At 59.2% G+C, this 25,582-nt stretch carries 22 protein-coding genes; 7 read left to right on the top strand and 15 right to left on the bottom strand.

Translation table 11 applies throughout. The annotated features are described in order from the left end of the window. Position 1 precedes the first annotated feature (1 nt). The 9 genes from FPL22_RS18080 to FPL22_RS05040 form a co-directional block, all read right to left on the bottom strand. Positions 2 to 1,540 carry a glycosyltransferase gene (locus tag FPL22_RS18080; protein ID WP_144229022.1) on the bottom strand — a complete coding sequence of 513 codons (1,539 nt, stop codon included), beginning with the start codon at positions 1,538 to 1,540 and terminating at the stop codon, positions 2 to 4. After that, positions 1,528 to 2,505, bottom strand: a complete 978-nt coding sequence (locus FPL22_RS05075) for a hypothetical protein (RefSeq protein ID WP_144229021.1) — start codon at positions 2,503 to 2,505, stop codon at positions 1,528 to 1,530. The genes FPL22_RS18080 and FPL22_RS05075 overlap by 13 nt, the downstream gene beginning before the upstream one ends. After that, positions 2,498 to 3,361, bottom strand: coding sequence for an alpha-1,2-fucosyltransferase (locus FPL22_RS05070; RefSeq protein ID WP_144229020.1), 864 nt, complete (start codon positions 3,359 to 3,361; stop codon positions 2,498 to 2,500). The genes FPL22_RS05075 and FPL22_RS05070 overlap by 8 nt, the downstream gene beginning before the upstream one ends. A 2-nt stretch (positions 3,362 to 3,363) precedes the next feature. Continuing rightward, a complete protein-coding gene (locus tag FPL22_RS05065) occupies positions 3,364 to 4,140 on the bottom strand; it encodes a DUF268 domain-containing protein (RefSeq protein WP_162525196.1) in 777 nt (258 codons plus the stop codon). A gap of 28 nt (positions 4,141 to 4,168) precedes the next feature. Next, positions 4,169 to 5,422, bottom strand: coding sequence for an ABC transporter ATP-binding protein (locus FPL22_RS05060; protein ID WP_144229018.1), 1,254 nt, complete (start codon positions 5,420 to 5,422; stop codon positions 4,169 to 4,171). Between the two features lie 3 nt (positions 5,423 to 5,425). Next, positions 5,426 to 6,259, bottom strand: coding sequence for an ABC transporter permease (locus FPL22_RS05055; protein WP_144229017.1), 834 nt, complete (start codon positions 6,257 to 6,259; stop codon positions 5,426 to 5,428). Next, a complete protein-coding gene (locus tag FPL22_RS05050; RefSeq protein ID WP_162525195.1) occupies positions 6,256 to 7,335 on the bottom strand; it encodes a glycosyltransferase family 4 protein in 1,080 nt (359 codons plus the stop codon). The genes FPL22_RS05055 and FPL22_RS05050 overlap by 4 nt, the downstream gene beginning before the upstream one ends. Further along, a complete protein-coding gene (gene asnB / locus FPL22_RS05045; protein WP_144229015.1) occupies positions 7,332 to 9,224 on the bottom strand; it encodes an asparagine synthase (glutamine-hydrolyzing) in 1,893 nt (630 codons plus the stop codon). The genes FPL22_RS05050 and asnB overlap by 4 nt, the downstream gene beginning before the upstream one ends. 179 nt (positions 9,225 to 9,403) lie before the next feature. Next, the gene (locus FPL22_RS05040) at positions 9,404 to 9,943 is read right to left on the bottom strand and encodes a DJ-1 family glyoxalase III (RefSeq protein WP_144229014.1); all 540 of its coding nucleotides are present in this window, start codon (positions 9,941 to 9,943) and stop codon (positions 9,404 to 9,406) included. 216 nt (positions 9,944 to 10,159) lie between these two features. On the opposite strand from FPL22_RS05040, the gene FPL22_RS05035 reads away from it, so the two are divergent. From FPL22_RS05035 to FPL22_RS05025, 3 genes are read left to right on the top strand one after another with little or no spacing between them, the layout of a single operon-like run. Beyond that, positions 10,160 to 11,080 (top strand): HDOD domain-containing protein, encoded by a 921-nt coding sequence (locus tag FPL22_RS05035; RefSeq protein WP_144229013.1) that lies wholly within the window; start codon positions 10,160 to 10,162, stop codon positions 11,078 to 11,080. A gap of 3 nt (positions 11,081 to 11,083) precedes the next feature. Next, positions 11,084 to 13,225: a hybrid sensor histidine kinase/response regulator gene (locus tag FPL22_RS05030; RefSeq protein WP_144229012.1), complete on the top strand. Its 2,142-nt coding sequence runs from the start codon at positions 11,084 to 11,086 to the stop codon at positions 13,223 to 13,225. 54 nt (positions 13,226 to 13,279) lie between these two features. Beyond that, positions 13,280 to 15,178, top strand: coding sequence for an ATP-binding protein (locus FPL22_RS05025; protein WP_144229011.1), 1,899 nt, complete (start codon positions 13,280 to 13,282; stop codon positions 15,176 to 15,178). Between the two features lie 116 nt (positions 15,179 to 15,294). Here the strand turns inward: FPL22_RS05025 and FPL22_RS05020 are convergent, their stop codons facing one another. Then, positions 15,295 to 15,798 carry a chemotaxis protein CheW gene (locus FPL22_RS05020; protein ID WP_144229010.1) on the bottom strand — a complete coding sequence of 168 codons (504 nt, stop codon included), beginning with the start codon at positions 15,796 to 15,798 and terminating at the stop codon, positions 15,295 to 15,297. A gap of 27 nt (positions 15,799 to 15,825) precedes the next feature. After that, on the bottom strand, positions 15,826 to 17,358 hold the full coding sequence (locus FPL22_RS05015) for a methyl-accepting chemotaxis protein (protein ID WP_238991315.1): 1,533 nt from the start codon (positions 17,356 to 17,358) through the stop codon (positions 15,826 to 15,828). Positions 17,359 to 17,543: 185 nt separating this feature from the next. On the opposite strand from FPL22_RS05015, the gene FPL22_RS05010 reads away from it, so the two are divergent. Together FPL22_RS05010 and FPL22_RS05005 are read left to right on the top strand one after the other, a co-directional pair. Then, the gene (locus FPL22_RS05010) at positions 17,544 to 19,676 is read left to right on the top strand and encodes a chemotaxis protein CheA (protein ID WP_144229008.1); all 2,133 of its coding nucleotides are present in this window, start codon (positions 17,544 to 17,546) and stop codon (positions 19,674 to 19,676) included. A 10-nt stretch (positions 19,677 to 19,686) separates the two neighbouring features. Further along, positions 19,687 to 20,559, top strand: coding sequence for an HDOD domain-containing protein (locus FPL22_RS05005; protein WP_144229007.1), 873 nt, complete (start codon positions 19,687 to 19,689; stop codon positions 20,557 to 20,559). 58 nt (positions 20,560 to 20,617) lie between these two features. Here the strand turns inward: FPL22_RS05005 and FPL22_RS05000 are convergent, their stop codons facing one another. From FPL22_RS05000 to FPL22_RS04985, 4 genes are all read right to left on the bottom strand, one after another. Continuing rightward, the gene (locus FPL22_RS05000; protein WP_144229006.1) at positions 20,618 to 21,139 is read right to left on the bottom strand and encodes a chemotaxis protein CheD; all 522 of its coding nucleotides are present in this window, start codon (positions 21,137 to 21,139) and stop codon (positions 20,618 to 20,620) included. Positions 21,140 to 21,154: 15 nt separating this feature from the next. Continuing rightward, positions 21,155 to 22,426, bottom strand: coding sequence for an HD domain-containing phosphohydrolase (locus tag FPL22_RS04995; RefSeq protein WP_144229005.1), 1,272 nt, complete (start codon positions 22,424 to 22,426; stop codon positions 21,155 to 21,157). 79 nt (positions 22,427 to 22,505) lie between these two features. Then, positions 22,506 to 23,681: a protein-glutamate methylesterase/protein-glutamine glutaminase gene (locus FPL22_RS04990; RefSeq protein WP_144229004.1), complete on the bottom strand. Its 1,176-nt coding sequence runs from the start codon at positions 23,679 to 23,681 to the stop codon at positions 22,506 to 22,508. Positions 23,682 to 23,697: 16 nt separating this feature from the next. After that, complete coding sequence (locus FPL22_RS04985) at positions 23,698 to 24,513, bottom strand: CheR family methyltransferase (protein ID WP_144229003.1); 816 nt, start codon at positions 24,511 to 24,513, stop codon at positions 23,698 to 23,700. Positions 24,514 to 24,701: 188 nt separating this feature from the next. On the opposite strand from FPL22_RS04985, the gene flgB reads away from it, so the two are divergent. Next, on the top strand, positions 24,702 to 25,115 hold the full coding sequence (flgB, locus tag FPL22_RS04980) for a flagellar basal body rod protein FlgB (RefSeq protein WP_238991314.1): 414 nt from the start codon (positions 24,702 to 24,704) through the stop codon (positions 25,113 to 25,115). A gap of 36 nt (positions 25,116 to 25,151) precedes the next feature. Continuing rightward, a complete protein-coding gene (gene flgC / locus FPL22_RS04975) occupies positions 25,152 to 25,571 on the top strand; it encodes a flagellar basal body rod protein FlgC (protein WP_144229002.1) in 420 nt (139 codons plus the stop codon). Positions 25,572 to 25,582: the final 11 nt, after the last annotated feature.

The raw sequence follows: 25,582 nt of genomic DNA, 5'->3' as shown, positions 1-25,582 counted from the left end.
GTCAGCGCGACTTGAGTTTTTTTGCGGGGACGCCAGCCCAGACCTCGTCGGATGGCACGTCGCGGGTCACGACACTACCCGCACCGATCACGGCGCCCCGGCCGATGGTAACGCCGGGCAGAATGACGACATGGCAGCCGATCCAGACATCATCACCGATGGTGACGGGAGCGCCGGTGAATCCCTGATTTTGGATGGCGACATCCTTGCGGGAATAGCGGTGGTTGTTGGAGGCGATATAGCTGTTTGCACCAATAGAAACCTGTGCCCCGATGACAACGGGGTGATAGACATTGATGCGTGTATTAAAACCGAGGAACAGATTTTCACCGGCTTGCAGTGTGGCCACACCGCCTTCGGCCGGTGTGGGAAACCAGAGGCTGCAGCCATGCTCGATCACGGTTCCGGGAGCAAACGACGTCCCATCTGCGCCTGAAAAACCGTAAACGCGGAAATCGCTTTCGCAGGAGCCGTGGCTCGACAGGATTTTTTTGCGGATCGTGCGAGCCAGTTTAGCCCGTGACGATTGAGCCAGCTGACGCTCCCGCTTGAGGCCGACGGACTGGCGGTATTTTTCGCGAAGATAGGCGCAACGAAGGCGGGCGTCACGCAATAGCAGGGAGAGTTTTTGTGCTCCGCTTAAATCCAGAAGGAGACGCAGCCCGATTTCGTTGCGACGATCCAAGACATGAGATGCGAATCCAGGTTTTAGATACAGCCGGTCCAGAGTGCGCAGAAGCCCCACGATGCCGTTGGCATCCAAGACGCCGGGAACAGAGTCGGCATATGATTGAAGTCCGAGCGCGCGAGTGAGCAGAGCGCGTTCGGATTCGGTAAAAGAGAGGCGCTCGATGTGACGCAGGCGAACGCTCCGCATGACGGCCAATGAATCTTCTTTGCGGGCGCTTAAGTAAGCGGCCGAACCGTGGCGGCGATATGCGGTGAGTTCTTTGGGTAGATTGGCCAGGTGGGTCAGACAGGAGAGACGGCACCAGAGATCGTAGTCTTCCGACGTGTGAAGCGCGGGGTCGTATCGCACGCCGTGTTGGCCGATGATACAGCGGCGGAGCATGACTGCGGATTGGGCAAGCGGACAGTTGAACAGCAGTTCAATCTGAAGTTCCGAATCAGTGGAGGGAAAGGTCCGGTGGTCGGTGATCGTTCCCGCGGCATCCATCATGGACAAACTGCTGCCAACGACGCCTACATCCGGATGGCTGTCGAGATAGGCAACCTGAAGCTCAAACCGTTCGGGGGCGCAGACGTCATCCCCGTCGAAGCGGGCAACATAGCGTGCATCGGACGGCAGATCCAGGAGACTATTGGCGGACTGCGAAATCCCCCGATTGGTTGCATTGCGAACGAGCACAACCGGGAAACGGGTTTCGCGCTGGAAAATGGCTGCGGTGTCGTCGGTGGATCCATCATCGCAGGCGAGTAACCGGAAGTCGCGGAATGACTGCGCGGCAAGACTGTCGAGCGCGGCCGGGAGATAGGTGGCACCGTCTTTCACCGTCATGATCACGTCTAGTGTCGGCATAAAAGGGGGCGTAAACGGCTGCGAAGCGCGAGGTAGAGGCGCCAGGTCCACGAGGTTTTTCTGGCAAACGATTGAAAACGAAAATCCCAAGTGGACGGAATCACCTGTAACAAGTGGCGGTTGATGTATCCCATGTTGACCGCCGCCGAGTTTGTCGTGAGTTCGAGGTCCGATGGCAACGATAGGGATTCAAGCAGTGGGGCGATGGTGGTTGAGTTGATTCCTTGGGTGTGGGTGGCATCGACGCCGAGACCTTCATTGGAAACCAAACCAAACGAGGGCGTCACGGCCAAGCCTCCTTGGCGCCAGAGAGCCAGCACCCACTGATAATCCCATGTGTTGATCGCGCCGGTGCGGGTCGCGATAAAAGTCGTCCGCCAATAAGAGCGTTCGGATGCGGTGTGATTGTAGTGGCGAATAGTCGCCTCCACCTCGGATTCGGAGGGCAGCTTAAATTGATAATGGCTCCAAGCCCGGCGCCACGTGGCCCAGCCCCATATCAAAGGAAACGGCAATAAATGAATCGTGGGGCTGGCGACCGAATCTAGGGCAAGTCCGGAACCGGCGACATGCATGATGCGATCATTGTCGCGATGCCGGGACAGCATGAGCGCGCAGAAAGTAAAGAAGGCGGGGTGGGGAAGGCAGTCGTCTTCAAGAATAATGCCTTCTTCGACGTGTTCGAAAAACCAAGTGATGGCCGAGGACACACCGGGGCCGCAGCCGAGGTTTTGATCGCGGTAGAGGCGGTGGACTTCGCAAGGCCAGTCGATTTCTTCGGTGGCTTGGCGGGCGAGCAGGCAACGCTTGTCTTCGCCGGGTCGGGAGACGCGCGGACCGTCGGCGTGAATGAAGAGCTTGGCCGGGCGTGAGGCGCGGATGCGGGCAAACGTTTGGGCAGCGTGTTCGGGACGATTGAAAATCACCAGCAGGACCGGAGGAGGAGTAATGAACTCTTCAGTCATGAACGGGAACAGTTTCACAGCCGCGCATGGATTTGGTCGAGATGGGCACTGTTTCGTCGATAACCCAGCGGTCGGGCATGAGCACGCGTCGGGCTGGGTTGGGATTGAGCCAAGCAGCCCACCAAGAAAAGGAGCTGTTGGCGATAATCTGATGCTGACAGGATGAAAGAAGAGCGAGATCGACCAACATGCCGTAGGGCTCGTGCCGGTGATCAGCAATCAAAGGGGCGTGCTTGGCAAAATGCGTGCGACACCAGTCAAGGTCATCAGAGAAAATAATCAGCCGTGCGTCGGGCGTGGTTTCACGCAGCCGAAGAATGGCTCGTTCGTAGTAAGCAATACCGCAGACGTTGAAGCAGGCTTTGTCCGGGTCGAGGTAGTCACCACGGCGCACATGGATGCCAATGGTGTTTGTCGAGGCGACCAATTTGCGCAGGAGCGGATCGGCTAGGGCGAGCCAGGGAGACAGGTCGAACCATGAGGTGATTTTTGGGGCTATGGATGCAAAATACCGCGCATCCTGGAAGAACCCGCCGAGTATGACATCGCGGCCAAGTGTGAGCACGGCGGGGTCAAACTCCGGTGATGTTTCACGGTGGCGCACGTGGCGTGATAAATCATGGCTGTGGCGGCCGCGCAGGCGCAGATTAATCTTGTCGAGCGTGACTGAGGCTACCCGGCGAGGAAATGAAAACCGGAGGGCGGCGACTCGGCGGGCATCGAACTCGGTGTGCATGTGAGGCAGCCTAGAGACATCGATGATAATCCGGGTGCAATGCGTTTCCGCGAGTGCGAGCGCGGTGGCGATCTGGAAAAGATTATTGCCCAGCTGACCTTCGAGGAGGACACGGATCATATCTACAGCGGGCAGGTGAAATGAAAGCAGCCGCAGGCGAAACGCTGTCCGGCGAGAAGGGAGGCGTCGGCGTGTCGTATGAGCCCGCGATGATGATCGTCAAGGACCACCGCGAACTCCTGTAACTTGAGCGAGGGGAAAAGCGCCATGACGGCTTCGAACGAGTAGATGCGGTGCGCGTTGAACTCCACCGAGGCAATCTCAGCCACCGGGGTAACGAAGAGAAAATGGCCCGCGGGAGCGAGAACACGGACAAGTTCCCTTGCGGCCTTGATATCACCGTCTGGGTCGAGCGGATCGCCATAGCGTCCCAGTCCCACGTGTTCAATGACATGCAGGCATGATAGGGAGGCCACTGATTTATCAGCGAAGGGCAGCGCGCAGAGATCAACCCGGCCGGCTTGTAAGCCGTCCAGTTTTACAGTCGGAGGCTGATACTCGTAGTAGTCGGTTGGCCAGAATGCGGATATACACCCCGCAAAAGAAAAAATGGACGATATATCAATGTGATGCGCGGGATTAATGCTGCGCAAAACGCGACAGGCCCAGGCGGGATGATAAAAATAATGCGGCTCGAACGGGATCTGGGCTTTGTTGTCGTTGAGGCACGGGTAGTCGTAGCCTAGCGCGAATCGTCGTGTGCCACCGGCGGCCACGAAAGCGTTTCTTTGTAATGAGAGATGCGCCAGTTGCCGACGTTCCTCACAATGGCTCCGGAATGTCGCCCGTAGTTTTCTGATCAGGCTCCGCGGAGCAAACGCTCGGATTGATTTCAACATGAGAGAGCGGCGAAATGGGATGCGACGCTCAGCTTGCGGACCATTTTCCCTCGACCAGAACCAGACCGTGCGCGCCTTCATTGATTCCGTCCTGTGCGTAAAATCCGCCGTCCACCACGCGCACTTCCAAGGCGTTCTCGGCCTGATCGACGATACGGCCGCGTGCCACGAAAAAGACCGAAACATAATAGGACGCACCGGGGAGCGGAAGTTTTTCGATCTGGAAACGGATCGTTCCGTGTTCGGGCAGGGACGTGAATACCTGCTGGTTCAGCTGACTGTGATGGTTGAAGACCTTGATGCCGGCCGGTGTCTGGAATGCGACAGAAGGAATCAGCGGGTCGGTAAAATGAGCGGAGCGGGTGAACTCGATTTGAACGGTGATGGGCCGGCCGTTATCAAGTGCCGGAGAAACATGTCCGTGGCTGTCCAGGATTTCAACGGACCGTATGGAGATGGGCAGACTGCCGGCGGGACGCGTGCTCACATATCGTCCGTTAGAGGATCCGGTTCGCTGCATATAGCGCATGACGACTTGGTCTACCGGACCGTCAATCAAGAGACGCCCTTGCTCTAGCAACAAGGCTCTACTGCAGAGACTGAGCACCGCGGACATGTTATGACTGACGAATAGAACGGTGCGTCCGCTGTTGCGGGCGATCGACTGCATCTTGCCGATGCACTTGTTCTGGAACTGCTGGTCGCCGACGGCGAGCACCTCGTCCACGATGAGAATTTCGGGTTCAAGATGAGCTGCGACCGCGAATGCCAGGCGCACATACATGCCACTCGAGTAGCGTTTCACGGGAGTGTCCAAGAAACGCTCCACCTCGGCAAAGGCGACGATCTCGTCGAATTTACGACGGATTTCGACCCGGCTCATCCCGAGGATGGCGCCGTTTAAGAAAATGTTTTCGCGGCCACTGAGTTCCGGGTGAAAACCTGTGCCGACCTCAAGCAACGAAGCCACGCGGCCACGCAACGTGATGCTGCCGGATGTTGGCTCGGTAATGCGTGAGAGGATTTTTAAAAGCGTGGATTTACCTGCGCCGTTTCCCCCGACAACGCCGACGACTTCGCCGGGGGCGATGTCGAAGGCAACATCCTTGAGCGCCCAAAAATCGTCTGCGTTGGTCGCTTGGCCGGCCTGTTTGCGGGCCAGCATTTTCCAGAGATTACGGGCGGAGCCGGCAATCTGATCACGCAAAGTATCATGGCCCGCGTCGTGACTGAGCACGTAATGTTTGCTCAGGTTTTTTACGGAAATCATCGGAGTGCTCATGGATTAGATGATGTCGGCAAAGGAGCGTTCGACCTTGCGGAAATAGCGCACCCCGGTGCACACGAGCAGGAGGGTTATGCCCACCGACATGAATAGACCTGGCATGTAGATCGATTGCTGCCCTTGGAGAAGGCTCCAGCGGAAACCATCGATTACGCCGGCAACCGGGTTGATGGAAATGAGCCAGCGCCAAGACGGCAGGTTTGCCGCACTAAAGCCGACCGGGGATAGGAATAGGCCCACTTGGAGAATGAATGGCACGATGAAACGGAAATCGCGAAATTTAACGGTGAGTGCGGCCAGCCAAAGTCCGGCCCCCAACGCGGCGAACAGCCCAAGCAGAATAAAAAAGGGCAGGGCGATGATGCGCCAGTCCGGGATGAGGCCAAACCAGAGCGCTAGCAGCGCGTAGAGGGCGATTACGATCGCGAAGTCGATTAACGCGACCATGATCGAAGACAGTGGGATCAGCAGGCGCGGGAAGTAGACTTTCGATACCAGGTGCGTATTGCTGACCAGGCTGTTGCTGGCGTTGCTGAACGCCGAGGAGAAGAGTTGCCAAGGCAGAAGCCCGCTTAGAACCAGCAACGGGTAAGGGATGCCGCCATCAGGCATTTTGGCGAGACGCCCGAAAACAAACGTGAAAACCACGAGCGTGACGACCGGTTGAAGCAGTGCCCAGGCGATGCCGAGCGAAGCCTGCTTGTAGCGAACCTTGATATCCCGCCAGGCGAGAAACTCAGTCAGCTCTCGGTAACGCCAGAGATCGCGCCAATAATGGCGTTCGGCCCGGCCGGCTTCAATGACGAGGGTTTCGCTGGGATTGGGCGTGCTCATGTCGACAGCAAGGAGGATAGTCGGGATTTAAATTTCGGATACGAGTAGTTTTCCGCGCAGGCGCGGATCGCGGTTGCAGACCACTCGTGGTGCAAGGCTTCACTACAGGCCTTCGCCAGCGCGTCGTGATCCGCATAAGGAACCAACAGGCCGCTTTCCGGGGTGATAACTTCGGGGGCGCCGCCGGCGTTGGCGGCGATGCAGGGTTTGCCGTGGGCCATCGCTTCAAGATACACGAGGCCGAAACCTTCTTTTTCGCTCGGCAGCGCAAAGAGCGTGCAGCGGGTGAATTCGTGGCGGAGTTGAGCGTCGTCCACATATCCGGCGAACTCCACATTTGAGGAAACTCCGCAGTCGCGCACCAGTGATTGCAGTCGGGGCGAGTCGTCGCCGCGGCCCACGATTCGCAGTTTCGTGGCGGGGGCGGTTTTGAGGATCGCGGGCATGGCCTCGATCAAGTGATCGATGCCTTTGTAGCGGTCGGTGGAGGATAGCCGGGATACGGTAAGGATCACGGGCTGGCTGGTGGTGATCGATGCGGAATCCACCCGGTCTTTATCGAGCTCGGGGTCGAGGGCATTGGGGAGAACGATCACCCGCGATGGATCCAGCGGGATGTTTTTTAATAGCTCGGTGCGAGTAAACTCACTCACGCAAAAGATGCACCAGGCGCCTTTGAGGGCGCGACGCTCCCAGAAGTTGAACGATCGCCAGACTTCAATGCCGTGCGCGACCAGAACATAGCGAAGTCCCGGGCGTAACCAACTCGCCAGCCAGGCGACGGGTAACTGGGCGACATGTCCGCAGATGATCAACTTTACGCCGGCGCTTAATCGCAGTGTGGAGCGAATGAATCGGCGTTTGTCCCGGCCGCAGGCTTCCCATTGTTCGAGTGAGGCGGGCGTTGTGTAGGGACGAAGGTCGGCGGAGTCGACGGAGACGTCATTCAACGTGACGAAACGCACGCGCTCTTTTTTTTCGGCGAGCTCGCACACGGCCTTCAGGTAGAGGCGCATAATGCGGGGAATTCCGCTGTCGGTCGTAAACAGCTCGGGGGCGAGCAGCAGCGTATTCATGCGGAAGCAGGCCGTGGCCGGTTGATGAACGCGACGAGAATCGCCAGCGACCACACGCGCGACCATTCGAGTGTGTCGTTGCCAGCGAGGAAACTTTGCCAGTGGGCCTGCACGGCCGGTGCGTCGAACAGGCCGCTGCGGCCCACGCTCGCGGAGGAGAACGTGTCTTCGAGAAACGGTTTCAACGGCCCGCGCATCCAGACGGCGTAGGGGAGGGTGAAGCCGCGTTTTTTGCGGGTGAGCAAATCGGGCGGCAACAGGTCGGCCAGGGCATCAGCGAGCGCTGACTTGGGTTGCTTAGGTGTGTGTTTAAATGCCGCGGGCTGGCAGCTGACCCAGTTGACGAACGGGCGATCGACGAAGGGCACGCGGAGCTCGAGTGAGTGGCGCATGCTCATCACATCGCTGTCGCGCAACAGCACGTCGCTCATGTAGCCGCGCACATCTGCCATGCTGGCCACGGAGAAGAGACTGGCGTCGCGCAAGTCACCGGCGAGCGCGGCCTCAGCTGCGTGTGGCGAGTAGGCCGACGCGATGCCGGATGCGAGCAGGGACCGGCGGGTGGACTCGGCGAATACCCGGCGTTGCAGCAGTGCGAGCGAGGCCGGTGAGTTCGCGTGGCGCAACGTATCGGCCAGTTTGCGAGAGCGGGTGTTGCCACGATCCCAGCGGGTGAGGAGGGCGCTGCGTATCGGTCCAGGCACTACGTTCCATACGGGTAACCAGCGGTCCAGGCGGAAGGTGTTTCCGAGCGAGGAGTAGCCGCCGAACAGCTCGTCGGCGCCGAGGCCGGAAAGGGCTACGGTGACGCCTCCGGCACGAGCGGCCTGACTTGCGTAATAAGTGTTGATGCCGTCACCCGTGGGTTGATCGAGGGATGCGATCAGCGTGCTGATGTCGGTCGCGACGCGTGCACCGGTGAGCACTGAAGCGTGATGATCCGCGCCGAGGTAACGGGCGTTGCTCGCAGCGGCTTCGGCCTCGGAATAACCGGCGTCTTCAAAACCGATCGAGAAGGTCTTCAGTCGTGCGCCGCTGAGCCGGGTCATCAACGCGACGAGTGCGGTTGAGTCGAGTCCGCCGGAGAGGAACGCCCCGACCGGCACATCGGCGACGATGTGTGCGCGCACCGTGTCTTCGAGTTGGGCGCGCAAACCGGCGGTGAACTCTTGCTTCGAACGCGCGGCGGTAAAGCCGGCCGGCGGAGTTAACAGCGAGCGAGCGGTGTCGTAGGCGGTGATTGTTAGGCGGCCGTTTTGCCACACGCCGCATTCGCCCGGCTGCAGGCTTTTCACCGACTGGTAAATCGTGCGCGGAGCAGGGACGGACAGCCAGGACAGGTAGTCGCTGACGGCCTGCGGATCGATGTCACCGGCGACGCAGCCCGAGGCCAGCAGCGCGTTGAGCTCCGAGGCGAAGAGCAGGCTGCCATCCGGCTTCGTGTGAACGTAGATCGGCTTGATGCCAAAGGAGTCGCGGGCGATCAGCAGTTTGCGCTCAAGTGAATCCCAGGCCGCAAAGGCAAACATGCCGCGGAGACGGGGCAGGGCGCCTTGGCCCCAGCGTGCGACGGCCGCGAGGAGAACTTCGGTATCGCACTCGGTTTTGAAATCGTGCGACGACGCCAATTCGGCGCGGAGTGCCCGGAAATTATAAATGGCTCCGTTAAACACCAGATGCCAGCGGCCATTCGGCGTGCTCATAGGTTGGTGGCCATGCGCCGGGTCGAAAATCGCCAGACGCCGCATGCCGAGGGTCGCATCACCCCAAGACTCCACGCCGGCGTCATCCGGGCCGCGATGGAGCATGGCGGCATTCATGCGTTCAACGGCTTCGACACGCAGGACCGGTGCTAGCTCTGGGTTAATGTAACCTGCTATTCCACACATGGTTTGTGAAATTGTAATGGCTTCGCCCCGTCACTTCCCGTGGAAGCAACCGATGAAGAATGCGTATGCGTGGGCACCATGTGCAAAAACAGCGACTAGGGTTAAACCCCTAGTCGCTGCATGAATTGACGAAATGCGAGTATGTTCGGCAATGCCTTTGTTTTGGCAGAATACGGTGATTAAGCGCAAATGGATTGGGCGACTTCGCGCGACTTTTCGGGGGACGTCAGCTTCTCGACGAGCAGGAGTCCAAAATCCGTCGCCGTGCCCGCGCCGCGCGATGTAAGCAGACGTCCATCGGCAACGGTGCGTTCTGCGGTGAGTATGGAGGGCAATTCATCGGCCACCGAGAAATGGGCGGTGTAGCGGCGACCGGTCAGCAAGCCGGCATCGTGCAGCACGGTGGGGGCCGCGCAGATGGCGGCCAGCCAGCGATCTTCGGATTGGTGGGCGAGCACGGTTGTGCGCACGCGAGGATCGGCCCGCAGGAGTTTTACGCCGGGGCCTCCGGGCAGGAAAAGCAGGTCGAACAGCCGGGTGCCCACCGCGGCCAGTGTCGTGTCGGCGAGCAGCGTCATGGCGTTGCGCCCGCGGACCGCGAGGTTGTCGCCCAGAGCGGCCACGGTCACTTCGACTCCGGCGCGTCGTAAAACATCAATGGGGGCGACGGCTTCCAATTCCTCGAAACCTTCGGGCAAAATAACCAGGACGGTGGGCATGATTTAAGGGGTGATGGCTTGAGTTTAGCGGATTCGAAAACCGGCGGATTGTTCCGGTGATTTGAGTAACCTGCAACGACTGCGCACTAAAGTTATTTCCTGGCTTTTCGATGGATAAAAAATCCCGTCCGTTCGTGAAAAACACCCTAAATTTCGGGCGGATTCAGTCGATTGAGGAGGGGTATACCGACGTGTATTTTCTTTCCCGTGTTATCCATGACCGCGCCCCTTTTGCCATCTGAAGACCGACGTCGTTACTCGGATCAGGATATCATGCGCCGCATCGACGCCTGTCCGAAGCTTGCCTCGTTGCAGAGCATCAACAGTGCGCTCGCCGGCCTCGTGAAATCCGAGAAAAGCATCACCAGCCAGATCGCGGAGATCATCCGTCGCGACCCGTCGTTGACGGCCCGTTTGTTACGCATGGTAAACAGCGTTTATTTTGGTCTTAGCGCCAAGGTGAACAACATCGAGGAGGCCGTCTTTTATCTCGGTCTTCGCCAGATCCGCGAGTTGTCCATGGCCACGCCGGTCATCGAGGATTTGGAGAAGATCAACCGCACCCATCTCCGGCTGCCCTGGCGCGATTTGTGGAAGCACTCCATTGGATCGGCGATCATGACACGCGAGATCCTCGCGACCACGAATTTTCATATCGACGACGATACGGATTACATCGTCGGGCTGCTGCACAATGTGGGCAAAGTCATCCTCGCTTCGACGTTTCCCGACGAGTTTGGGCGCATCGTGGAGGGCGAATATTCCGGCACCGCCGCCGTCTGCGAACGCGAGCGCGAATTGATCGGCTGGGATCATGCGCGTGCGGGCGGTTATTATCTGACGCGCCATCAACTCGCGCCCGAAATCGTGGACGCGGTGCTTCACCACAACAATCCGGCGGCGGGGGGCGACAGTGCGCATTTTACGGCCGCCGTGCAGATCGCCGATCAAGTGGTGCGCACGGCGGGAATCCGCGGTGGGTTTGAAAATGTGCCCGCCCTCAGCGAGGAAGCCTGGCTGCAGTTGCCCGGATGGAAAATTCTTTACGGTGACAACGAGCGTGAATCGCTACTCGCGCAGGCCTCGCTGCTGAACCGCATGCGACAACTCCCCGCGATCGTGAGCGGGTTGATCTGAGTCATGTCCGCCCCGGTCATCAATGACGCGGAGGATGCCATTCTCCTGCTCGATGCCTACGAGCGCGTGAGCGCCGCCACGCCCCGCGCGGGGGCGCTACTCGGGTTGGGTCTGGCGGAATTGATCGGACGCCCGTGGGTGGAGATCACGCGCCCGTCCGATGTCTCCGCGACGTTGCGCCTGCATACGCTGGAGTCCGGCACGCGGCGCACCAAACTGCGTTTGATCACGTTGAACACCACTGGTGAAACCGGTGTGCATGCGGAGTGGCTGGCGCCGTGGAGCGACAGCGTGGAGCTGGCGGTGCTGCGCGGACCGGATGGCCGGTTGCTCGCGGTGAACTCGGCCTTTGCGCGCAAGTTTGGTTCCGCCGCTGATGAGTGGACCGGACGCGATCCTGAGGAATTGATTCATGCCGATGACATTCTGGGCTGGCGGGAAGCCGTGGGCCGTCTCGGGCAGCCGCCTTATCAAGTCGCGCACGAGCATCGTTGGATGACGGCGCAAGGCTGGCGCTGGTTATCCTGGGAAGAGCAGGGCGTGCGCACGGCATCGGGCTCGATCGTGGCCACGCGAGCCATTGGTCGCGATGTGACCCGTCGCAGGCTGGCCGAGGAACATTTTCAAAAGCTGGCCAGTATCGTCGAGCAGACCCAGCTCTCGGTGGTGCTCGCGATGCCGGATGGGCGCGTGGAATATGTGAACCCGCGTTTCACGCAGGTCAGCGGTTTCACACTCGAGGAGATCTTCGAGCAAGGTATCGAAGTCCTCCGCACGGGCTTCACCAATCATGAGGATTACGGCGCGTTCCTGCGAACCGTGCAAAGCGGCAAGACCTGGCGCGGCGAGTTCCAATCGATTTCGAAACGCGGTGAGGCGCGATGGGAATCGGCGCAGGTTTCCGCGATCCACGATCATCGCGACCGGGTCACGCACCTGCTCTGTTTGTGCGAAGACATCACTGATCGAAAGTTGCTCGAAGCCCAGCTGCGCCAGGCTCAAAAAATGGAGATTCTCGGCACGCTGGCCGGCGGCATTTCCCACGATTTCAACAACCTGCTGGCGATCATCAGCGGCTTTTGCGAAATGTCGCAACTGCGTGTGCCGGCCACGGATGAAAAGCTCACGCGTTATCTGCGCGAGATCCACGATGCGACCAGCCGTGCTTCGGCGCTCGTGCGTCAGATTCTCTCGTTTAGTCGAAAGCCGGAGGACGGGGTGCGGCAGGTGAAATTGAACCAACTGGTCGAAGACATCTTGCGACTGCTCAGAGAGACGTTTCCCCGCGACATCGATTTCGTGGTGGAGACGCTGCCGTCGCTACCCATGGTGAGGGCCGATTCCAACCAGCTGCAGCAAGTGGTCATGAATCTATGCGTGAATGCCCGCGATGCCATGAAAGGCGGCGGCACCCTCACATTGCGCACGCGCTTGCACGCCGGCTCGGAGATCACCTGCAAGGGAGCCGATGTGCACGGGAAATATGTGACGATTGAAGTGGCCGACACCGGCTGCGGCATGAGCGACGATGTGCGCGCGCGGATATTTGAACCGTTTTTCACGACGAAGGATAAAAACCAAGGCACCGGACTCGGACTGGCGGTGGTCGTCGGGATTATTTCCAAACACGGAGGGTTGATCGATGTGCGGAGCGCAGCGGGCAAGGGGACGACGTTCATGATTCACCTGCCTTTGCTCGAACGGGAAGGGGAGACGCCGGGCGTGATCGAGGCAAATTCGTCGGCGCTGATTCCTCGTGGGACGGAAACCGTGCTGGTGGTCGAGGATGAGGAGGGCGTTCGCAATTTGTTGTGCGCGACTTTGGAGAGCAGCGGATACCGGGTCTTCTGCGCGGAGGATGGCGGACAGGCGCTGGACTTTCTTATGGGCCATAAAGAACCGGTGGATGCGCTCGTGCTCGATCTCGATCTGCCCCGGATGAGCGGCTTGCAGGTGCGTGAATATGTCCGTCGTGCGCGTCCGTCGACCCGTATCGTGATCGCGAGCGGACACGTGCCACCGGAACTGCGCCAAGACATCGAGCAGGCTGGAGACGCGGCCATCGTGAGCAAACCGTTCAGTCTGGCCACGCTGGGGGAAGCCTTGCGCCAAGTGCTGGACAAACCCGCCGTTACATCGCGTTGAACCCAACGTTCTTCGTTCAAGTTTTGAACAGGCGGGTCGATCTAGCAGAGGTCCATGAGCCCTGTTGAACGTGCTATGCCCGTGCCCGATTTTCACGATGCCGATCTGCGTAACGTGAGTGTCCACAGCCATGCGGCTTACATGCGGTTTTCGAATCGGCTGCTTCGTCCGGCGTTGCTGCTGACCGGTGTGGGATCGACGGCCTGTTCGCTCTGGTTCGTTCACGACTGGACGCCACCGGCTTTCCTCGCGGGCTTAACCGCAACGACACTGGTGGCGGGGCATTGGAAACCGAGTTCACGGTTCACCCGGTTGATTCAAGCGGTGGCTCCCGGGGTGATGGGGGCGATGAGTTTTCACGCGAGCGGACGGCCCGAAGCCTTGTTTTTATTGGTGCCAGTCCTGGGGCTGCACACCGAAGTGTGGTCATCGCTGACGGGCGGCGGCATTTTGGTGGGCGCGGCCCTGATGGCAGGAATGCCGGCGTCTGCGATGGTGCTGGGCGTTTTGACCTTGGGCGCGGCGGGTTTCGTTCTTGGGAAAACGCGCTGGCAGCGACAACGGGCGCGGATGCTATTGCGCGCGAAAGCGATGGGTCAGGCCCTCCGGCAGGAGAGAAAAAAGACGCAGAAATTTGAGGCGATGCTTCAGGAAAGCGGAAGCATCGTCATGGAGTCTCAGGCGAAAATGGCCGAGGAAATCCGCAACCAGCTGCGCATCGAAATGGAGTTTAGAAAGTCGCAGGCGTGTTTGCAGGAGACCAATGCGCAGTTGCTCGATGCGATGGACCGCACCAATGTCCTCGCGCTTCGTGCAGAGACGGCCAATGAGGCCAAGAGTAACTTTCTGGCGATGATGAGCCACGAGATCCGCACTCCGCTGAATGGCGTGCTGGGCACCACGGATCTGTTGCTGGAAGACGAGCTAACGCCCTCACAGCGCCACTCGCTGGAGACGATCCGCAACTCGGGAAACAACTTGCTGGCAATTCTCAACGACGTGCTGGATTTCTCGCGGATCGAGTCAGGTCAGCTTACGCTGGAGAACATCCCCTTCAGTCCCAGCCGCTGTGTGCGTGAGACGTTGCAGCTTTTTTATGGAAGGGCGCAGGCGCGCCGGCTCCGCTTGCAAATGACGGTTGATCCGGATGTGCCCGAGATGGTCATGGGCGATGCGGGCCGCGTGCGCCAGGTGCTGGGTAATTTTACCAGCAATGCGATCAAGTTCACCGAGCGCGGTGAAGTGGCGATCAACGTCACGCGTCTGTCTTATGCGGTGCCCGGAAAGATGCGGATTCAGTTTTCGGTGCGCGACACCGGCATGGGAATTCCGCACGAGAAGCAATCGTTGCTCTTCAAACCGTTCAGCCAGCTCGACGCATCGACCCAGCGACGCTTCGGCGGCACGGGGTTGGGGCTGGCGATCTGCCGCCGGCTCACGGAGTTGATGGATGGTGAGATCGGCTTCGAGAGCACGGTGGGCGTTGGTTCGGTGTTCCGCTGTTCGCTCGTCGTCGGTATTGCGGAAAAGCCCCGTGAAGTCGTGGTGCCGACTGCACCGACCGGTCGCACCCTGGTCACACGTATTCTCGTCGTGGATGACGAACGCATCAACCAGCAGATCGTGGTGGCGATGCTTTCGAATCTCGGACATCGCGCCGATGTCGCGCGCAACGGACTGGAGGCGCTTGAGGCCCTGCGCAGCCGGGATTACGAAATCGTTTTTATGGACTGGCACATGCCGGAGCTCAACGGTCTCGACGCCACGCGTGCGATTCGCACGGAATTGAATCCGGTTCACCAGCCTTGGATCATCGCCCTGACCGCGAGCGCAATGCCTGAAGATCGTGAAAAATGCATCAGTGCCGGGATGAATGATTATCTCACCAAGCCTCTAAAAATTGATGCGTTGCGCGCCGCGTTTACGCGGTTTGAGGCCTGCGAGAGTAGTTGATCCAGCCAAACCGGATTCAGAAGGTGTAACTCAGGCATAAAAACGCCCGGACTGAGTAGGGCTCAGTCCGGGCGTGGAGAAAACCTCGGCCGTGAGGCTTTCAGACGCGGTTTTGTTTAAGCCGCGGCGCTGCGGGCGATTGCTTCCATGGTGTCCGGTGCCACGACGCGATCGATATCCAGGAGGGTTTTCACGATGCCCTTGATCTTGGCCATGCCGAGAATGTAGGTCGTGTCGATACGTGTGCCGAAGTCGGGCGTGGGCTCGATTTCAGCCGGGGTGAGGCTGACGACTTCCTCTACGCTATCGACGATCAGGCCCATCTGCACGACGGACGCCGGCAGCGTGACCTGCACCACGACGATGCAGGTGCGTTCGGCGAACGAGGCTTGCAGGCCGAATTTCACGCGTAAATCGAGCACCGGGATCACGCGACCGCGCAGATTGATAACACCCTTCACGAATTCAGGCATCTGCGGGATGGGGGTGATTTTCTGCATGCGAATGATTTCACGAACCTTGAGCACGGCGATGCCGTAGGCTTCGTTTTCAAGAACCACGGTCAGGTATTTTCCGGAGTTGGTCGTGGTGGCGGAGGGTGCTTGGAGTGTCGTTTTCATAGGATTAATTGGTTACGAGAGGGTTTATCAGAGCTTGGAAAAGGAGGGTTTTCCGAGGCGCCCACCCAGTCTGGCTGGCTGCTTCGGGCGGTCGTGAGAACCGGAGTTAGCGGATGCTTGATCCCCGGCGGGAGTTTTGCCGCCGATCAGTCTGCGAAGATCACCGACGGCTTCGCGCAACGTGAGCGATTGGGCATTGAGTTCTTCGGCGGCGGCGGCGGTTTCCTCGGCGTTACCGGCATTGGACTGGGTGACCTGGTCCATCTGGGTGATGGAGATGTTAATCTGCGAGATGCCCTGACTTTGTTCGTTCGAAGCCTGGGCAATCTCGGCGATGACCGAATCCATGCCGCGTGCTTTTTCGAGAATGTCGCCCAGAGCCTGCGAAACAGCATCGGCGAGAGACACGCCTTGCTGGCTTTTTTGAATGGCGGATTCGATCTTGCCGGCGGTTTCGCGCGAGGCGGTGGCGGACCGTTGCGCGAGGTTACGAACCTCCTCGGCTACGACTGAGAAACCCGCGCCCGCATCGCCGGCACGGGCGGCTTCGACCGCGGCGTTCAGCGCGAGGATGTTGGTCTGAAAGGCGATCTCATCGATGGTCTTGATGATCTTGGCGATGTCGTCGGACGAAGCTTTGATCGCGTGCATGGCCTTGTGCATCTCGTCGACACGACCGGCGCCGGACTCGGTGGAGGCACGGGTTTGCAAGGAGAGTTCGCGGGCCTTCTGGGCATTCTCGGCGTTGCGCTTGGTCATCGACGACATTTCTTCGAGTGACGCACTGGATTCTTCGAGGCTGGCGGCCTGTTCGCTGGCACCTTCGGCGAGAGCCTGGCTGGACGAGGAGACTTGGGCGGCGGCGGCGGCGACCTGTGACGCTCCGCTTTCAAGCGTGGTGCTGGCCGTGAGCAGGCGATGATTGACTCCGCGAATGATTATAAAGCCCGTGAGCAACGCCAACGCGAGGGCGGTGCCCACTCCGGCGGTGCTGAAGCGGACCGACGAGGTGATGGCTTTATCGATATTATTTCCCGCAGTGCGACCGGCCGCTTCGTAGTGGTCAACCATGGCATTGACGCTTCCGGAATAGGCTTTGTAGGCGGGCTCCATCTGTTCGCGGTAAACGGCGAAAGCCTCTTCGTTTTTATTGGCCCGGCTCAGAACATAGACGGCTTCGCGCGCCTTCACGTAGCTTTTGCGCTCGGCGACGGCTTTCTCGTAAAGAGCTCGTTCGTCAGCGGACAGATTACTGGTTTCAACGATCTTGTAGAGCTCGTTGATCTCGGCGGAATTTTGCTTCGATAAGCTGTCGATCTCGGCAATGCGGTCGGGTTCGACGGTCAGGATGTGCTTGAGAACAAGGCTGCTGTTGATCGTGACGTTGCGGTTGATGCGATTGAGCGCGAGCGTGAGCGGCAGGCTGCGCTCTGTCAGCGCCTGCTTGTTACGATCAATGATCATCAGGCGAAAATACGAAAATACGCCGATGATAAGTGTGATCAGTAAAATGATTCCAAAACCGGCGATGATACGGTTTTTAATGCTCCAGTTTTTCATGACAGTGGCTTGAGGTGAGTGTGAAAGACGACGTGTGGCTCCCGATGAAAGACGAGGCGGGTCGTGTGGGTGCATACGTCACGGCAGAGGATTTTCTTAATGCCGGCGGATGAAATTATTCATAGAAAGGGGGTAAACTTTTCCCACAAAGCGACGAATGAGATGGGATAAATCCCTGTCTCCTTATGCCTATTTCCGAACACTATCACCAAGCTCTGGATGACGCCTGCAACCGCCTGACCGCGGAGATTTCCCTGGCCAGGGTGGGGCGCGATGACGGTCTCATTCCAGCTTACAGCCTGATGTCGGATCTGGTTACGGCCACCGAGGATGATGCGGCGTTACATGGGCCCGCGGTTGCGCTTCGTGCCCGTCTGGATGCGTTGCTCGACAGCGCCCGGCCGTTTGATCAAGGCACGCTGGATGCGCTGCACGCGCTGCTCGCGTGGTTAAGGCCCGCCATCGAGGCGCGCGTTGCGGATCAAGAGGTGCCAGTGTGGCAATCGACCGACGAAGGCCAAGGCATCGCCGGAGTATCGCCGGCCGCCGTTGAAACCGAAGTTCCCTTTCAAGAACAAGTGCTTGATTTGAACATGGCTGAAAACGCGGAGTTGCTGACCGAGTTTCACGCCGAGGCCATCGACCATCTCGCGCAAATCGAGTCGTCTTTGCTCAAGTTGGACGAAACTCCCGATGATCGTGATGCGCTGAACCAGCTCTTCCGTTCTTTCCATACAATCAAGGGGGTGTCGGGTTTTCTGCATCTCACGCCGATGCACACGCTGACCCACGAAGTGGAGTCGCTGCTGGATCTTGCGCGTAATGGTGAACTGCGGCTTAACCCGACGATTGTCACCGCCGTGCTCCAGAGTCGCGATGCCGTGCAGTCTATGATCGGCCAGATCACGGTTGCCTTGGAAAAGGGGAAAACGCCCACGGTCATCGTGCCCGTCGGTCATCTGATCCGCACAGTGAAAGCCTTGGTTAAAAATCCCGTGGCCTCCGTGGCGGCACCGGTTCCACCCGTTGGTTCCTCTGCTCCCGTGAAAACACTGGCTCCGGTGATTTCCATGACCGGTGCGCCGGCTGAAGAAATGGGAAATGGCGTTCCGCTGCCGCTGACCGCCGTGGATACGGCGAACTCCGGAGCACGCGGGAATGGCTCCTCGAGCACCGTCCGCGTCAACACCGAGAAGTTGGATTCGATGATGAATGTGGTCGGCGAACTCGTGATCGTGCAGAGCCAGATCGCGGAGTCCGCCCGGGGGCAGACCGATCCCAATTCGCCGCTTTCGCGCAACATCGCCCAACTTGGCCGAATCACCAAGGAGCTTCAGCGTAACGCCATGTCGCTGCGTCTCATGCCGATCAAACCCACGTTCCAAAAAATGGAACGTCTGGCCCGTGATCTGGCCCGGGATTTTGGCAAGAAAGTCGTTTTTCAAACCGAGGGTGAAGACACCGAGGTGGATCGCACCGTGGTCGAGGAGATCGCCGATCCGCTCGTGCACATGGTGCGTAATTCACTCGACCACGGACTTGAGAACGTCGCAGATCGCATCGCCGCCGGAAAGTCCGAGCAGGGCTCGCTCAGCTTGAAGGCCTACAATCAAGGTTCTCATATCATCATCGAGCTCATCGACGATGGTCGCGGCATCGATCCCGAACGCATTCTTCGCAAGGCGATCGAGAAAGGTATCGTGTCGGCGGATGAAACGCCGGGACGGGATGAGATTTTACAGCTCATCTTCGCGCCGGGATTTTCAACGGCGGAGAAAGTCACCTCCGTCTCCGGTCGAGGCGTCGGGATGGACGTGGTGAAGCGCAACATCGACAAGTTGCGCGGCAAGGTCGAGATCCTCACGGAGCTGGGAAAAGGCACGACTTTCAAAATCAAGCTTCCTCTGACGACCGCCATTATCGATGGACTCGTGGTTCGCGTGGGCATGGACCGGTTTATCCTCCCGAGCACGAGCGTGCAAATGGCGCTCCGTCCCGACAAGGAGTCGATCATCACGGTGCATGGTCGTGGAGAAGTCTTTGATCACCGCGGACACATCGTTCCGGTCCGCCGTTTGCATCGACAATTTGTGATTCCCGGTGCGATCGAGAATCCGGAAAGCGGTATCCTCGTGATTATCGAGACGCATGATCGCATCACCGCGCTGCTGGTGGACGAATTGGTGGGCAAGCAGGAGGTGGTCGTAAAGAACCTCGGTGGTTATCTCGCCAATCTCCCCGGCATCGCCGGTGGCGCGATTCTCGGTGATGGCAACATCGCGCTTATTCTGGATCTCCCGTCGCTGATCGCCGCCTGAGCTCATTCCCATGATTCCCACTCTGGCCGAAGTTTGCACCCAGGCGCTCGGGCTTCCGGCCGCGCCGGTTTTGATCCCACGCATCCTTCACGTGCTGTCGCGTGAAGATTCGTCCGTGGCCGAGTTCGAGTCGGTGGTGAAACTGGATACGGCGCTGGCAGTATCCACGTTGCGGCTGGCGAACTCCGCTTATTTTTCAGCGGGGCATAATCGTGTGGATAACCTCGGCGACGCCATTCAACGACTGGGGCAGCGCGAGATTTACCGCCTGGCGGCGCTGGCTTTGACCGGTCGGTGGATGAACACCCCAGTGAAAGGCTTTGGTTGGGAGGCGAGCGACTTTTGCCGGTTCTCACTCGTGACGGCGGTGGCGGCGGAATACCTGGCCGAACAGACCGGACGCGTTGAACCGCAGACGGCTTATACGGCGGGTCTGCTGCACGAAGTGGGCAAGCTGGCGGTGGCTTACAGCTGTGCGAATCATTTTGGAGAGATTCGCGAGCGTCAGGAGTCGCAGGGCATCACCTGGCTGGAGGCGGAAAAATCCGTGCTGGGTTACAATCATGCGGAGGTCGGGGCGATGCTGCTGCGTCGCTGGAATTTTCCGGAGGTGCTGATCGCGGTGGCGCAATATAATCCGCCGACGGCGAGTGCGCCCGCGGCCGCACTGCCACTGTTGGTGCATGTGCATGCGGCGAAGTTTCTGGCGACCTCGATGGGCCCCGGCGTCGGCGATGATGGATTCCTCTTTAATCTGAATGCTCCACTGCTGTCGGAATGGGGCATTACGAATGCGTTGCTGGAGTCCGCATTGCCGGTGATCTTCGATCGCGCGAGCCGGATTATGAAGGAGAAACTGACCTACGGGCAGCTCTCGTTCTAAGGCGGATTTTTTTGCCGGCGTTTTAAACGCGCAGATCACGCCGGAGTCTGACGCGCCCTCAGTTGAGGGTGATCTTTTCGCACCGATCGGGAAGCTTAACCGTGAGCAGTCCGGTGGCGAGTTCCAGATGCAAGGTGCGATTCAAGGTGCCGGCCAGATCGGAGCCCGTTATGCGAAGTCCCTGGGCAGCCAGCAGGCTTTTGATCGCGACGGAATTTCGTTCGCCGATCTTGAAAGTGTCGGGACCGCTGAGCACGCAGGCACCTCCGGCGAGGTAGATTTTGATGCGATTGCGGTCGGCCTTCACACCGGCGAGTTCACGGAGAAAAAGAGGCAGGCCGGTATCGGCAAACATGGCGGGCTGCTTGCAGGCTTTCTCGGCGGAGATCGACGAGTCCGGCAGCATCAGATGAAACATGCCTCCGGCTTTGTTCACGGGATCATAGGCAACGACTCCGATGCAGGATCCCAGCGCGTAGGTGGTGAGCGTGACCATGTTGTTGTTGGAAACGGCGATGTCGCCGACGCCAATGACCACACGCTGCGCAAACAGCATCGAAATAGTGGGGGAGCCCGCCATGAAATGGTTGGTGTATCAGGAATATACGAGCAGCCGCTGGCTGATCGCACTGATGAGATTGTGATTACGAATCTTGGCGATGGTGCTGGCGCTCAAGGTCTGGCCTTCACCGACGAGAAGCAGGCCGTGCGGACTGTAAAGACCGTTGGCGAGCACCATGCCGGGTTGCAGTTCTTCGAGCATGATCTCGTGCACCTGCCGTGGTAGTTGAACCAGGTGGGTGACCTTGAGAAACAGGCGCACGGCCTCGGGATCGAAGGCTTTTCCCGACTCGGCAAGAATCGCTTCGATGGCTTTTTCCTTGGCCAGGCCGCTTTCGACAAAACACACGGCGACGGCAAGACACCTTGCCGGCCAGGGAATCGATTGGGCGCGCAAGGCGTCGGGGAAACCCGTGCCGTCAAAACGCTCGTGGTGGGCGCGGATCGTTTCCGCCACCAGCGGATTGGTGTCGACGTAAGAGGCGAGCGTCTGGCTGTAGATCGGGTGGGTCTGAATGCTCTCGCGCTCGCGCTCGGTGAGGCGCGATGGATGCGTGCGGAAAGCGCGCAACAACTCGCGCGGGATGCCGATCAGCCCGAGGTCGCACAGCCACGCGCCGGTGCGGAGTGCGTGACGTTCACCATCGGTGAAGTGATTGGTGTCCGCCATGCATTGGGCGATCTCCACCACGGCCTTGGTCTGGCCTCCGAGATAGGGGTCATACGTCGCGAGAATACGGCTGCACAGATCGAGCGAGTGGTCGTAACTGGTGGCGAGATCCTGATTGGCCGCGTCGAGGGCCGACTTTTGTTTTTCGAGGTCCTTGACCTGCCGGGCGAGCGAGGCGTTGGCGACCATCAGGCGCGAGTTGAGCTCCTGCGTTTGGGCACTGAGGCGTTCGTTTTCGCTGACGAGATGGTGGCGTTGAAATGCGTTGCGGATGGTCGCGGCCAGCTCTTCGCGCAGCCACGGTTTGGCGACGAAGCGGAAAATCTCACCCTTGTTGATCGCCTCCACAATGGTGGGCAGCGAGAGCACCGCGGTGATGAGAATACGCGAGGCGTTCGGGCGGATTTTTCGCGACTCGATCAGGAAATCGAGACCCATCATCTCGGGCATCCGATGGTCGGAAAGGATCACCGCAAAATCCTGGTCACGCAGCATCTCGAGCGCGCGGATCGGACTGGTGGTGGCGGTTACCCGGTGCCCGTCGCGCTCGAGGGTTTCCTTGAGCGCGCCCAAGACGATGGCCTCGTCATCGACAACAAGGATACGCGGAGAATGTGGATCACCGGACGGGTTCATAAAGTGGAAATCAGCACGGATGGTTTCGCCTCTTTATCGGCACAGTTGCGCGCGGATAACGGGAAAAATGAGGATAATTTCAGGCGGGATGGGCGTCGCCCGCCATCGGGGGCGCGGCTGAAGTGGTTTCGACCAGCGATACGATGTGTTGGGCGGCCATCGGCAGGCTGATCTGTTTTTGAGAACCGCCCTGTTCCCACGCTGCGCGCGGCATGCCGTAAACGATACTGCTGGCCTCGTCTTGCGAGAAGGTCAGTGCACCTTTTTCGCGCAGGCGCAACAGCCCCTCGGCGCCGTCCTTGCCCATGCCGGTAAACACGCCGGCAATCGCCTGGGGACCTGCGCATTCGACCGCCGATTTGAACAGGATATCGACGGCCGGGCGCTGGTGCCAGACGGCGGGCCAGTCGCTGAGCCGCACGCGGTAGCCGTCGGAGCTCCACTGCAGAACCAAGTGACGGCCGCCGGGAGCGATCAGCGCGAGGCTTGGCGTGAGGCGGTCGCCATCGACGGCTTCGCGCACGGGAAACGCGCACAAGGTGTTGAGGCGATCGGCGAAGGCTTTGGAAAATACCGGCGGTATGTGCTGCACAATGGCGATGCCGGGAAGTCCTGCGGGCAGACGCGTGAGCACGGAGCGCAGCGCTTCAGTGCCTCCGGTGGAAGCACCCAGCAAAATGATGCGACGTGGATGGTGCTGGCGATGCGTGGTGCTGAGGGGAATCCGTGCAACCACCTCGCGTGCGGTCAGGGGGGAAGGGGAGGTGGATCCGGAATTTATTGCCGTGGCAGCCGTGGTGCGAAGCGAGGCGGGTGCGGTTGCGAGCGCCGGCGTGTGCTCCTTGGGGCGCAAACGAGCCACGGCGGCGGCTTTGATTTTTTCGCAGAGCTGGGGGCCGAGATCGCCAAACGAATACGCGCCGCCGGGTTTTCCCAGCACATCGACGGCGCCGAGACGCAAGGCTTCGAGCGCCTGCGTGGAGCCGGTTTTGGAAAGCGAACTCATGATGATCACCGGTCGCGGCCGGGTTTCCATGATTTCTCGCAGGTAAGTCAGCCCGTCCATGCGCGGCATCTCGATGTCGAGCGTGATGACATCGGGATTGAGCTGCTCGATTTTGGTGCGTGCGATGATCGGATCCACAGCGGTTCCGACGACCTCGATGGCTGGATCATGCGCGAGCGCCTCGGTCACGAGTTTCCGCACCACGGCGGAGTCATCCACGATCAGCACACGAATCTTGGGCGGGCTCATGGGGCGGAGGCCGATGCTATTTGACGCGGCGGTAAACCGCGGGCCGGACTGGTTGCAGGGAGTGTTTTATGCTCGTGAGGCTCTCCGAATGACCGACCAGCAGGTAGCCGCCGGGCATCAGCAGGCGAGTCAACCGGGTGATCAGTTCCTCCTGTGTCGCCCGGTCAAAGTAGATCATGACATTGCGGCAAAAAATGATCTGAAATGGCTCCGAAAACGGCAGCGATGCACCGAGCAGATTGAGCTGACGAAAACGAATATGCTCCTGCAGTGAGGGCTTCACCTGATGTGTTCCCGCCTGCGCGCCCGTGCCTTCCTTAAAATAGGTGCGCAGCTGGGTCGGGGAGATTTTATCCAAGGCTTCCGTCTTATACACGCCCGCGCGTGCCTTGAGTAAAATGGGATTGGATATGTCGGTCGCCTCGATCTGCCACGGGCAGCGGGGACTGTGCTGGCTGAAATACTGCTCGAGGAGGAGCGCGAGCGTGTAGGGCTCTTCGCCTGACGAACACGCGGCGCTCCAGATGTTGATACGCGGTAGCCGAGCCTTCATGAACTCGGGGAGAACCGTCTGGGTGAGAAAATCGAAGTGGGCGTTTTCTCGAAAGAAATAAGTGTGGTTCGTCGAGATGACGTCGATGAGGTGGGAAATTTCATCGCTTGCCTTGGGGCCTTGGAGATAACGGCAGTAGTCCGTTATCGTCGTCAGATTGGTGGCGCGCAGGCGCTTGCCCAGACGCGCCGAGACCAGCTCTTTTTTGTCGGCACCCAGGTTGATGCGGCTGTGCGTGTAAACCAGGCCGCGGATAAATTCATAATCACGATCAAGCATAGGGAGTTGAATGGTTGATCGGACTCGGCCCGTGAAAATGAAGCGTAATTTATCAGCAAATTATCCCGAGGCAGATTTTGCCGATGTCCTGCCAGTCACGAGGAGGAGGCTTTCTGATTTGGGGGACGAATGGATTTTTTAACTTTTAAGATTATGATTATTAGTGATTAAAAAAACGTTAATCGGTCGTGGCATGTCCGCTGCATTACAGCCCGTGCATGGTCGATCCGATTTTCCAGTCCCCCAACTACCAGCTCGCGAGCAAACTGCTTGATGTGTCGGTGCTGCGTCAGGAAGCCATTGCCTCGAACATCGCCAACTCGGAAACACCCGGTTACCGCCGCATCGATGTGGCTCCGGATTTCGCCACCGAACTTCGTTCGCGCATCAACGCCGGCGATATGACTGCGGCGACGCGGTTGGAAGCCCGGCTGACCGAGGACTCCAATGCCCGCAGCATGCGTCCCGACGGCAACAGCGTTCAGATCGACAGCGAGCTGCTCCAGATGAACCGCAACATGGTGGAGCATGATTTTCTCTCTGAGGTCATCAGCCGAAACATCAAGCAGCTGCGCCTCGCAATCACCGGTCGTGCCGGCTGATCCCGTTATTCATCCTGAAATTCAACTCCTGCGATCATGAATCTTATCTCCGGAATCGATATCACCACCGGCGCGCTCAACGCCCAGAAGACCCGCCTTGATATTGTCGCGCAGAATATCGCCAACACCCAGACGACCCGTGGTCCCGATGGTCGTGCTTACCAGAGGCGTGTAGTCTCCTTTGAAACCCAGCTCATGCGCCAGCAGCAGGCGGCGGGTCAGTCCCTCCAGTCGGTGAAAGTGGCCCAGATCACCACCGACAAGACCCCGGGCCAGCGCATCTACGATCCCCAGCATCCGGATGCCGGTGCGGATGGCATGGTGCAGATGCCCAACGTGAATCTCGCCTTTGAAATGGTCGATCTGATCACCGCATCCCGCGCGTATGAGGCGAATCTTTCGGTCGTGAAAAACGCCCGTCAGATGGCGATGAAAACCCTCGAAATCGGAAAATAAACCGGCCTGCG

Origin of the sequence: Rariglobus hedericola (assembly GCF_007559335.1) — a bacterium.
GTDB classification, from domain to species: domain Bacteria; phylum Verrucomicrobiota; class Verrucomicrobiia; order Opitutales; family Opitutaceae; genus Rariglobus; species Rariglobus hedericola.
Note: the sequence above shows the minus strand (reverse complement) of the source record. Positions and strands in the feature narration are given on the sequence as shown.

Coding starts and splice junctions, on each gene's coding strand:
- FPL22_RS18080 (WP_144229022.1), bottom strand. CDS start 1,540: ATGCCGACACTAGACGTGATCATGACGGTGAAAGACGGTGCCACCTAT.
- FPL22_RS05075 (WP_144229021.1), bottom strand. CDS start 2,505: ATGACTGAAGAGTTCATTACTCCTCCTCCGGTCCTGCTGGTGATTTTC.
- FPL22_RS05070 (WP_144229020.1), bottom strand. CDS start 3,361: ATGATCCGTGTCCTCCTCGAAGGTCAGCTGGGCAATAATCTTTTCCAG.
- FPL22_RS05065 (WP_162525196.1), bottom strand. CDS start 4,140: ATGTTGAAATCAATCCGAGCGTTTGCTCCGCGGAGCCTGATCAGAAAA.
- FPL22_RS05060 (WP_144229018.1), bottom strand. CDS start 5,422: ATGAGCACTCCGATGATTTCCGTAAAAAACCTGAGCAAACATTACGTG.
- FPL22_RS05055 (WP_144229017.1), bottom strand. CDS start 6,259: ATGAGCACGCCCAATCCCAGCGAAACCCTCGTCATTGAAGCCGGCCGG.
- FPL22_RS05050 (WP_162525195.1), bottom strand. CDS start 7,335: ATGAATACGCTGCTGCTCGCCCCCGAGCTGTTTACGACCGACAGCGGA.
- asnB (WP_144229015.1), bottom strand. CDS start 9,224: ATGTGTGGAATAGCAGGTTACATTAACCCAGAGCTAGCACCGGTCCTG.
- FPL22_RS05040 (WP_144229014.1), bottom strand. CDS start 9,943: ATGCCCACCGTCCTGGTTATTTTGCCCGAAGGTTTCGAGGAATTGGAA.
- FPL22_RS05035 (WP_144229013.1), top strand. CDS start 10,160: ATGACCGCGCCCCTTTTGCCATCTGAAGACCGACGTCGTTACTCGGAT.
- FPL22_RS05030 (WP_144229012.1), top strand. CDS start 11,084: ATGTCCGCCCCGGTCATCAATGACGCGGAGGATGCCATTCTCCTGCTC.
- FPL22_RS05025 (WP_144229011.1), top strand. CDS start 13,280: ATGAGCCCTGTTGAACGTGCTATGCCCGTGCCCGATTTTCACGATGCC.
- FPL22_RS05020 (WP_144229010.1), bottom strand. CDS start 15,798: ATGAAAACGACACTCCAAGCACCCTCCGCCACCACGACCAACTCCGGA.
- FPL22_RS05015 (WP_238991315.1), bottom strand. CDS start 17,358: ATGAAAAACTGGAGCATTAAAAACCGTATCATCGCCGGTTTTGGAATC.
- FPL22_RS05010 (WP_144229008.1), top strand. CDS start 17,544: ATGCCTATTTCCGAACACTATCACCAAGCTCTGGATGACGCCTGCAAC.
- FPL22_RS05005 (WP_144229007.1), top strand. CDS start 19,687: ATGATTCCCACTCTGGCCGAAGTTTGCACCCAGGCGCTCGGGCTTCCG.
- FPL22_RS05000 (WP_144229006.1), bottom strand. CDS start 21,139: ATGGCGGGCTCCCCCACTATTTCGATGCTGTTTGCGCAGCGTGTGGTC.
- FPL22_RS04995 (WP_144229005.1), bottom strand. CDS start 22,426: ATGAACCCGTCCGGTGATCCACATTCTCCGCGTATCCTTGTTGTCGAT.
- FPL22_RS04990 (WP_144229004.1), bottom strand. CDS start 23,681: ATGAGCCCGCCCAAGATTCGTGTGCTGATCGTGGATGACTCCGCCGTG.
- FPL22_RS04985 (WP_144229003.1), bottom strand. CDS start 24,513: ATGCTTGATCGTGATTATGAATTTATCCGCGGCCTGGTTTACACGCAC.
- flgC (WP_144229002.1), top strand. CDS start 25,152: ATGAATCTTATCTCCGGAATCGATATCACCACCGGCGCGCTCAACGCC.